Below are 9,692 nucleotides of genomic sequence, written 5' to 3' on the forward strand. Positions count from 1 at the left end.
TTAAACATGAAACTATTCCTATTTTTCATTTTTATTACCTCTATGTTGAGTATTTCAAATGCATCTGCGCAACAAGAGGCATTATGGATGCGTTATCCCGCTATCTCCCCAGACGGGAAAACCATCGTATTCTGTTATAAAGGAGACCTGTTTACGGTAGACAGTAAGGGAGGAAAAGCTACGCAACTCACGACGAATCCGGCCCACGACACTCAACCGATATGGTCCCCGGACGGAAAAAGCATCGCATTTGCGTCAGATCGGGAAGGAGGGCTGGATGTTTATATTATACCGGCAACAGGAGGTTCTCCTACCAGACTTACATTTCATTCCAATGCCGAAACACCGGTATGTTTTACACCAGACGGTAAAAGCATTATTTACAGAGCAGCAATTTTACCTGACGTTCATTACACACAGTTTCCCAATAGTGCACAAATGTATCGTGTTCCCGTAACAGGCGGAAGACCGGAACAATTTCTGACTTTTGAAGCTAACGATATCCATTTTAATAAAAAAGGAGACCAGATCGTTTACCATGATCGAAAAGGTTATGAAGACAATTGGCGCAAACACCATACCTCTTCCGTTACTCGAGACATCTGGTTACACGATCTGAAAACAGGTAAATTCACCAATATTACGAACAAAGAGGTGGAAGACCGAAATCCTATTTTCACGAATGATGAAAAAAGTATCTATTTCCTGAGCGAACGCTTCGGGGACTTCAATGTATGCAAATTATCATTCGAAAATCCTTCGCAAGTAAAACAATTGACCAAACATCGTAAACATCCGGTACGTTTTCTTTCCATGTCCGATAACGGTACCCTGTGTTATTTTTACAACGGAGAGATTTATACCTGTAAAGAAGGAGAACAACCTCAAAAACTAACGATCCAAATCATAACCGATCAAGTAGAACCCCATTCAATTCTACAAAATTTAACCCACGGAGCAACAGAAATGGCATTATCTCCCAATGCAAAAGAAGTTGCCTTCATTCTCAGAGGAGATATTTTTGTCAGTTCAGTAGAATTCGGAACAACGAGACGGATCACCAATACTCCGACCCAAGAACGTTCCGTGAGTTTCTCCCCGGACGGACGATCCTTAGTGTACGCCGGAGAACGAAACGGAGGATGGAACATCTATGTCTCCTCCCTGGTCGATAGTACGGATCACCAGTTCACATACGCGAGAGAGATCAAAGAATCTCAAATCACGAACAGTAAAAATGCCTGTTTTCAACCGGCTTTTTCTCCAGACGGAAAAGAGATCGCTTACCTGGAAAACAGAACTGAAATCAAAGTGATCCAGCTTAAAAACAAAAAAACAAGAACCGTACTGGACGGGAAATACAATTACTCGTACTCAGATGGCGATCAATGGTATCAATGGTCACCGGACGGGAAATGGATATTGGCTCAATATTTCGAAAAAGGAGGTTGGCAATACACGGACATCGCTCTTGTGAAAGCCGATGGTAGCGGAGAAATTCATAACCTGACCAATAGCGGTTATAATGACAGTAACCCTAAATGGATGATGAACGGTAAAGTGATCATCTGGTCCACAGACAGACAAGGTTACCGTAGTCACGGGAGCTGGGGTTCCCAATACGATGTTTATGCCCTATTCCTGGATACGGAAGCTTGGGATGAGTTCAAAAGAGACAAGGAAGAATCTGTCTTAGCCAAAGAGATCGCCCAAAACGACAAAAAACAAAAAGAAGAAAAGTCAACGGAGAAAAAAGATAAACTCCCAGAACTGAATATCGACTTTACGAATCTGGAAGATCGTATAGCACGTCTCACGATCAACTCTTCCAATTTAGGCGATGCTATCCTGACGAACGATGCGAATAAGCTCTTTTACATGAGCCGCTTCGAAGGAGGCTACGACCTATGGGTAAGAGATCTCAAAGAAGGCAGTACCCGTATTCTATCCAAATTAAACAGTCGGTATGCCAGCATGGAAATGGATAAAGAGGGTAAAAACATTTATATGTTGTCAGGCGGACGCCTCAGCAAGATTGATGTCAATTCCGGAAAAGTAACTCCATTGCAATTCAATGCCGAATTGGAACTTCAAAGAGCAGCCGAACGCCAATACATATACGAACACGCCTGGAGGCAAGTAAAAGATAAATTCTACGATCCGGACCTTCATCAGTTGGATTGGAATTTTTATAAAAAAGCCTATGAGCGCTTTTTACCGCACATCAATAACAATTACGACTTCGCGGACCTACTCAGTGAATTATTAGGCGAACTAAATGCCTCTCACACGGGTGCAAGATATTTCGGATCATACAGTAAAATTCAAACAGCCTCCCTGGGGGCCTTTTATGACTCCAAGTACAAAGGGAACGGCTTAAAAATCGAAGAAATTATCGAGAAGGGCCCGCTTGTCTCTGCCGACACCAAAATTAAAGCAGGAACCGTCATCGAAAAGATCAACCAGCAAGAAATCGAAGCAGGAAAAGATTATTTTCAACTATTACAAAATTTAGCAGGGAAAAGGGTTCTCCTTTCTCTTTATGATCCGACAACCAAAACACGCTGGGAAGAATACGTGAAACCGATTTCTTCGCGTCAAGAAAGTGCTCTATTGTACGGACGTTGGGTAAAACAACGCAAAGCTCTGGTAGACAAATTATCTCAGGGCAGAATCGGCTATATCCATGTCAAAGCCATGGACAGCCAAAGCTTCCGGGAGGTTTTTTCCGAACTGCTCGGACGTTACCGCAACCGGGAAGCCATCATTATCGATACACGTTCTAACGGAGGAGGCTGGCTTCACGAAGACCTGCTCACGCTATTAAGCGGTAGCATATACGCTCAATTTGTCCCCAGAGGGCAATACATCGGACGGGATCCTCTATTTCAATGGGCAAAACCTTCTGCCGTTATTATGAGTGAGGACAATTACAGCAATGCACACGGCTTCCCGTGGGCTTATAAAGAGATGAAACTCGGTAAATTAGTCGGAATGCCGGTTCCCGGAACCATGACTGCCGTATGGTGGGAACTTCAACAAGATCCGACTCTTGTATTCGGTATTCCCCAGGTGGGCATGAAAGATAACCAGGGACGCTATTTGGAAAACCTTCAATTGGAACCGGATATAAAAGTCAATAACGACCCGGCAAGCGCAATAAAGGGAAGAGACCTTCAGGTCGAGGCTACCGTAAAAGCCTTACTGGAAGACCTCGATAATAAATAAAAATAAAAGAGCAACTCACCATCAGAGTTGCTCTTTTTACTATTTCAAAATGCAAATAGCATCCGGGCTTTTACTAATTCTACAATTTTTTGCCGAAGATTTTGTGCATTAATAGGTTTAGAGGCATAAGCATCAAAACCACTTTCCATAACACGTTGCTCATCAGAAGCATAAGCATATGCGGTAATCGCCATAATGGGAATATCTTCTGAAATCTTCCGAATCTCCGCCGTCGCCTCATAACCATCCATAACAGGCATATTAATATCCATAAGTACCATATGAGGTTTATCACTCTTAAACAATTCCACGGCTTCCTGCCCATTCCAAGCATGTATGATACGATAATCTTTTTTCAGTATAGATTCGAACAACTTATAATTACTGGCATTGTCTTCTGCTATCAGTAAAGTCAACTTATCATCCTCCACCGGTATCATGTGATACTCTTTTCCTTTTATATCGACAAACTTTTCCACGATCCGATAAGGAATGGTAAACCAGAAAGTAGCTCCTTTACCCTCTTCAGAACTTACCCCGATATCTCCACCCATCGTTTTAACGATCATTTCACATATACTTAATCCCAATCCGGAGCCTTGCTCAAAATGATTCAATTTCACAAAACGCTTAAATACGCTTTTTTGCTTCTCCTCAGCAATCCCACATCCGGTATCCGTGACAAAGAAATAGAGAAAATCATCCGACAAGAGCCGATAACCGAACTGTACTCCCCCCACTTCCGTGAATTTTATCGCATTCGTAATCAAATTTGTCAAAACCTGGCTTAATCGACTCTTAACTGTATTTACATGACATTGGGGCAGATGTTCCGTGAAACAAACCGTTAGATTTTTGGAATTCGCCTTCAATTGGGAAGAGGTTTCGATCTCTTTCAACAACTCATTCAAATTAATATCGGAATAAACAAATTCCAATGATCCCGCCTCAATCTTCGATAAATCCAAGATATCACCTATTAATTGCAACAATAAAGCATTATTACTTTCAATAATATTGACGTATTCTCGTTTCTCATTTTCGTTCTCCGTAAAAGACAATATATTCGAGAAACCGACAATCGCATTCAAAGGTGTTCTGATTTCATGGCTCATATTCGCCAAAAAAGCCGATTTTAAACGGTTAGACTCCTCTGCCTTTTCCTTAGCCGTAAGCAAATCCAATTCCATCTCTTTTCTTCGGGTAATCACCAAAGAAGAGCCTACCAATGTTTTAGGTAATCCATCCTCATTCCAGGAATCTACCGTAGCTTTTGCCTCTACCCACTCGTATTTTGAATGATGATCCTGATGTTCCAGAATACGATACTCCTCTACCACCTTATCCGATTTACCTTTTATCAGATCCTGAAAAGCACTCCAGACTTTATCCCTATCCTCCTTGCATATCTTAGAAAAATATTCTGTATAAGGTACTGATATATTTTCTTGTTCCACATCTGCACCTCCCGGGGCAGTAGCCCGATTAATATCACATAGGATAGTTCCTTTTTCCAAATCCCATTTCCAAGGAATGACATTAGCAACCTCTAACGCGACGGAAAGTTTATGATTGGTCGTACGCAATTGCTGTTGCGTCTTATTCAATTTCGTATTATCAATCATAAAAATATTCAAAATATCCTTCTGTTTGGAAGGGGCAACCAAGGTATCATAATATTTATCTGACTCTACATAATAATGGGGATAAATCAAACTACTGTTCTTTTTTAAAACATAATCACAAATCTCAATAAATTCTTTACAAGAAAAGTTTCCATACCCGCTTACCCTTTTCCCGACAACAGATCCCTTACCTTTGAACTCTTTTTCAAATCGAGGATTTACATCTATTACCACCCCGTCATATGTAGTTCCCTTATCATCCCTCAATAATTGAAACTGTAAAAAAGCAATAGGCATTCCTTCAAATAAATCCTGGTATTTAGAGAGTAAATTTATCTCTATCGTTTTACCTCGCATCCGCACCAGCAATACAAGTAAGACACACAGTACGCAAAGGCCTATAATCAGTATTCCATATTTATATCTTTCCCATATACTCTCCGCCTTATGATAATAAAATGCATTCTTAGGATACAACGATTCTGTAATCCCTTTTACCTGCAGATTATGATAATTAAGAACAGGCCGTGGCTTATACATATCCTGATTCTCAATTCGTTTTACTCGTTGTCCTGTTAATATTGCCCTCATTTCTTGTCCCAATTTATCCGGAACAATATTTAAAGGTAAGACATATCCTCCGGTCAATGTAAATCCATCTCCTACATCATACAAAGTAAAAATAGGCTGAGAGGTAAAACTTTCTAACGTCAAGTTCAAACTAACAGAAATAAAATGCTCCCCCAGCCGTTCTGAATGAACAAACCAAAACAAAAATAAAACTCCTGTATGAGAGTCTATATCTTTTAAAGTCACAAGTAAAGAATCCGTACTTACTTTACCTTCTGTCAAAAATCGAAGCTTCAAATCAGGAAAATCATTTTTAACAAGCTGCTCTACCTCTTTTCTTGTTTCTGCCCCAATATACCGCTGATCCGAAATAAACAATAACTCCTCCATATCCGGCAACAAATGTTGCATCATCGAAATCGTCTCCTTCACGTAACGAGGATAATAAACAACGGTTACATTACGTCCTTTCACGTCTTCTGCCAACGGGATCTTATCGTGATCAGCAACGGCTTTTTTTTCCAAATAATTCGTCACAGGACCGACAAACTCATATTCAGCACAAAGCAAAACCGGAACATCCTTCCAATGTGCATAAATATCATCTTTAAATACCCCCCAAGCAGTATTACCAAGCAATACTATAGCTGAAGGAACTTTTTCTTTATATTGGTCAAACAAATGATTTTTATAATCCGTTAGCTCCTCTTCCGTTTCAATCAGTAACATATTCATATGTTCCGTATATACCCTTGGCAAATCGTGCAGGACAAGAGAAGCCGCCAACCTCTGAATAATAACACCACTCCAAGGATCACTCTCCGTATAAGTATTAATAATTAATACATAATCCTCTTTAGCAAATACATCTTTGGCAGCAACTGTCGATATACCCCCTGCTATTTGGAGAAAAAAGTACAATACGATTATACTTTTTCTTGCAAACCAATTCATGCTTACAATACCCATAATAAAAATCATACAAAATTCAAGAATTCTTGCACCTTCTCTTTTAATACACCAACCCGGATAGGTTTCGTGATGTAATCATTAAAACCACTATGATAAACCCGTTGCTCATCTTCGGCAAAAGCAAAGGCCGTCACGGCAACGATAACGACACTATCGGATAACTTACGTATCTCTCCTGCGGCCTCGTAACCTCCCATCTCCGGCATTTTTAAATCCATTAATATCAAAGACGGAAGATATTCTTTATACAATTGAACAGCCTCCTTACCGTTAAACGCATGAAGAAGATTATAATCTCTCTGTAATACGGTTTCATATAATTTATAATTATCCGAATTATCTTCCGCGATGAGAATGGTTGGCTTCTGATCAACCGAAATGTCTGATAAACAAAAATCAGACACCTCCGGAGATTTAATAGAGGTTGTCGATTCTACCGGAACATACGGAATGGTAAACCAAAATACGGATCCTTTACCTTCGGCAGACTCCACTCCGATATCTCCACCCAAACGTTTCACTATGGTTTCGCTAATTGCCAATCCTAAGCCGGTTCCTTGTGCAAAATTATTCAATTTCACAAAGCGTCCGAAAACCTGCTCCAACTTATCTGTCGGAATACCACAACCGGTATCTGCTACATAAAAATATAAATACCCATCTTCCTGCAAACGATACCCCAAACGAATCTCTCCTTGCTCCGTAAATTTAATCGCATTCGTAATAAAATTATTAATAACTTGAAGTAGACGATTTTTTTCCGTTCGAACGATACACAACGGCATCCGCTCGGTAAAGACAACAGAAACCAAACCGCTATTCACCCTTAATTTAGTCATCTGTTCTACACCTTCAAGCAACTGATTTATATCTACATCGGAATAAATAAACTCCAGGGTCCCGGCCTCAATTTTCGATAAATCCAAGATATCTCCGATAAGTTGCAATAATAAAGTATTATTGTGTTCAATAATACTTAAGTACTCTTGTTTTTCCTCTTCGTTATCTGTTTGAGCCAAGACGTTCGAGAAACCGACAATTGCATTCAAAGGAGTCCGGATCTCGTGACTCATATTCGCCAAAAAAGCTGATTTCAATCGATTACTCTCTTCAGCCTGTTCCTTGGCCAATAATAAGTTTTGTTCCATTCGCTTCCGTCCGGTAATAACTACGCTTGAACCAATAATAGTCTTGGGTTTTCCTGACAAATCATACTCGTAAACCGCCCCCTGTTTTTCGATCCATTCATACTCTCTATCGTTGTACCAATGCACTTGATAAATCTCATGAAAATCCTTCCGCTTCCCATTCAATAAATCAGTAAAAACAGACATCATATGTTCTCTGAACTCCGGATGAATGGAATTGATATATTTCTCTACCGAGCAATAATACTTCCCGTTAATCGGTTTCGATTGACTTTCATGATGATAAATAAAATAATCACAAGAAAAGATCTGGGAAGGAACATCACAATCCCAAGGCAAAACATTGGAAAGACTCAACACGGAAGATAAAATAGAATTGGTTATTTCCAGTTCTTCTTTTGCCTCCATTAATGAAACTTCCATTTTTTTATGCTGATCGACCGAAGCTATCGTACCTATTAATTGGATAGGCATTCCGGATGAATCACATTTTTCAACAGAAGCATGTATCTCCACCCATATATAAGATCCGGTTCTCCGAAAATCAGCTCTCACGGTTTCTTGCACGTTATGCATTTTACCTTCAGACAAGCGTTTAAAATCTTCCTGAATATTTATTCGATCTTCCGGATGGATCATATCAAAAAAAACTTGAAACGGAAGTTCGATATCCTTATCCGATGCCTCTCCATAAATTCCTTCCAAATGTTTAGAATCCATAACAAAGACCTGTCTCTTCATATCAAAAAACCAAAGCATTAACTTAGCGATGTGTAAAGCAAGCATTAATCTCTGGGTAACAGATTCTATCTGCATTTGTTGTTTTTGCATATCCGTGATATCCAATGCGCTACATACTAACCATTTGGATTTCCCATACAAAAATATATTTTTGGTTACCATTAAAGAATGTTCCATACCATCGGCCAATATCATTTTTTCAACACCTTGATAATGACCATTTTCATCTGCCAACTTACGATCAAATTCCTGACGTTCCTTGGTATCCTTTTCACTCATAAACAACTCCTCCGAACGTCCTATCACTTTTTCCGCCGGCAATCCAAAAATAATCGACTGGTTACTCCAAAATATATACTTCTCTGTTTCCATATCTTTAATGGAAGTAGGAATAGCTATACTTTCAAGAGCCCGGCTTAAAAATGTACGCAATTTCTCTGCTTCGATTCGATGTAATGTATTTTCCGTTATATCTCGAAGAAAAGTAACCACTCGATTCTCATCCAAATAGGCCGTACAGACTTCAAAATAGACAAGCCTGTCATGTAACGGTAAATTAAATTCAAAACGTTTTGGCTGGCGGGTTTTCAAAGATTCTCTCAAATAAAACATATAAGTCTCTGCCATCTCTTTATCCTGAATGATCTCCCGCACATTCATTCCCTCCATATCCCGCGAAGGAAAAGGCAAAAGAGAGTCATCAGCATTTAATACCTTCAGGATATTCAACCTTTCATCATGAATAAACATCATATCCGGAATCAACGAGATCCATTTATCACTCCATACTTCCGATTTATTACCTATCAATTCTTGTGAAAAAGATCCGGTAGATTTTTTATTACGAGAAATAAATATGTTAGAGAATATGCCCATGATCTTATATATAAGTCATCCGTATAACACAAAAGCCCTCTAAACAGATTTAAATTCCATCTACATAGCTATCGTTTGATACATCACTAAAATAATCTCCAAATGTATTTATAATAAAAGAAAAAACATCAATTATTTACCTTATAATTTTCAATAATTTAATTCTATGTAAATTTTCTTTAAATTGGAATTATTTTTCATTTATCAAAGCAATCAAATGGGGATTGACACGCTTTTTGAAACACTATCCACTATCACTATCGATTGTAAATTGTAGATTGACGATTCCGCTCGTGAGCCTAATTTACAATAAAAAAAGCCACGATCTCTCGTGGCTTTTACTTCCTTTTTAGCTTGTAGCGAGATCCGGGATTGAACCGGAGACCTCATGATTATGAATCATGCGCTCTAACCAGCTGAGCTACCTCGCCAGAAAAATCGCTCTAACTTATTAGAACGATTTTTGGAAATTCGGCATCGACCTACTCTCCCACCTGGCGGCAGTACCATCGGCGCTAACGGGCTTAACTTC

Annotated in this window: 3 protein-coding genes and 1 tRNA gene; 1 reads left to right on the forward strand and 3 read right to left on the reverse strand. The window is 39.3% G+C overall.

The genetic code is table 11. The features are described from left to right. Window positions 1-6 precede the first annotated feature (6 nt). Window positions 7-3,228 carry a S41 family peptidase gene (locus tag QZR76_RS07060; RefSeq protein WP_294141701.1) on the forward strand — a complete coding sequence of 1,074 codons (3,222 nt, stop codon included), beginning with the start codon at window positions 7-9 and terminating at the stop codon, window positions 3,226-3,228. 44 nt (window positions 3,229-3,272) lie between these two features. Here QZR76_RS07060 and QZR76_RS07065 read toward each other — a convergent pair whose 3' ends face one another. The 3 genes from QZR76_RS07065 to QZR76_RS07075 form a co-directional block, all read right to left on the reverse strand. Then, window positions 3,273-6,404, reverse strand: coding sequence for an ATP-binding protein (locus QZR76_RS07065; RefSeq protein WP_294141703.1), 3,132 nt, complete (start codon window positions 6,402-6,404; stop codon window positions 3,273-3,275). After that, window positions 6,401-9,160, reverse strand: a complete 2,760-nt coding sequence (locus tag QZR76_RS07070; RefSeq protein ID WP_294141704.1) for an ATP-binding protein — start codon at window positions 9,158-9,160, stop codon at window positions 6,401-6,403. Before QZR76_RS07070 ends, QZR76_RS07065 begins: the two co-directional genes overlap by 4 nt. 357 nt (window positions 9,161-9,517) lie before the next feature. Next, window positions 9,518-9,591, reverse strand: a tRNA-Met gene (locus QZR76_RS07075). Between the last annotated feature and the right edge of the window lie 101 nt (window positions 9,592-9,692).

This window comes from uncultured Sanguibacteroides sp., assembly GCF_900543425.1.
Classification (GTDB): domain Bacteria; phylum Bacteroidota; class Bacteroidia; order Bacteroidales; family Marinifilaceae; genus Gabonibacter.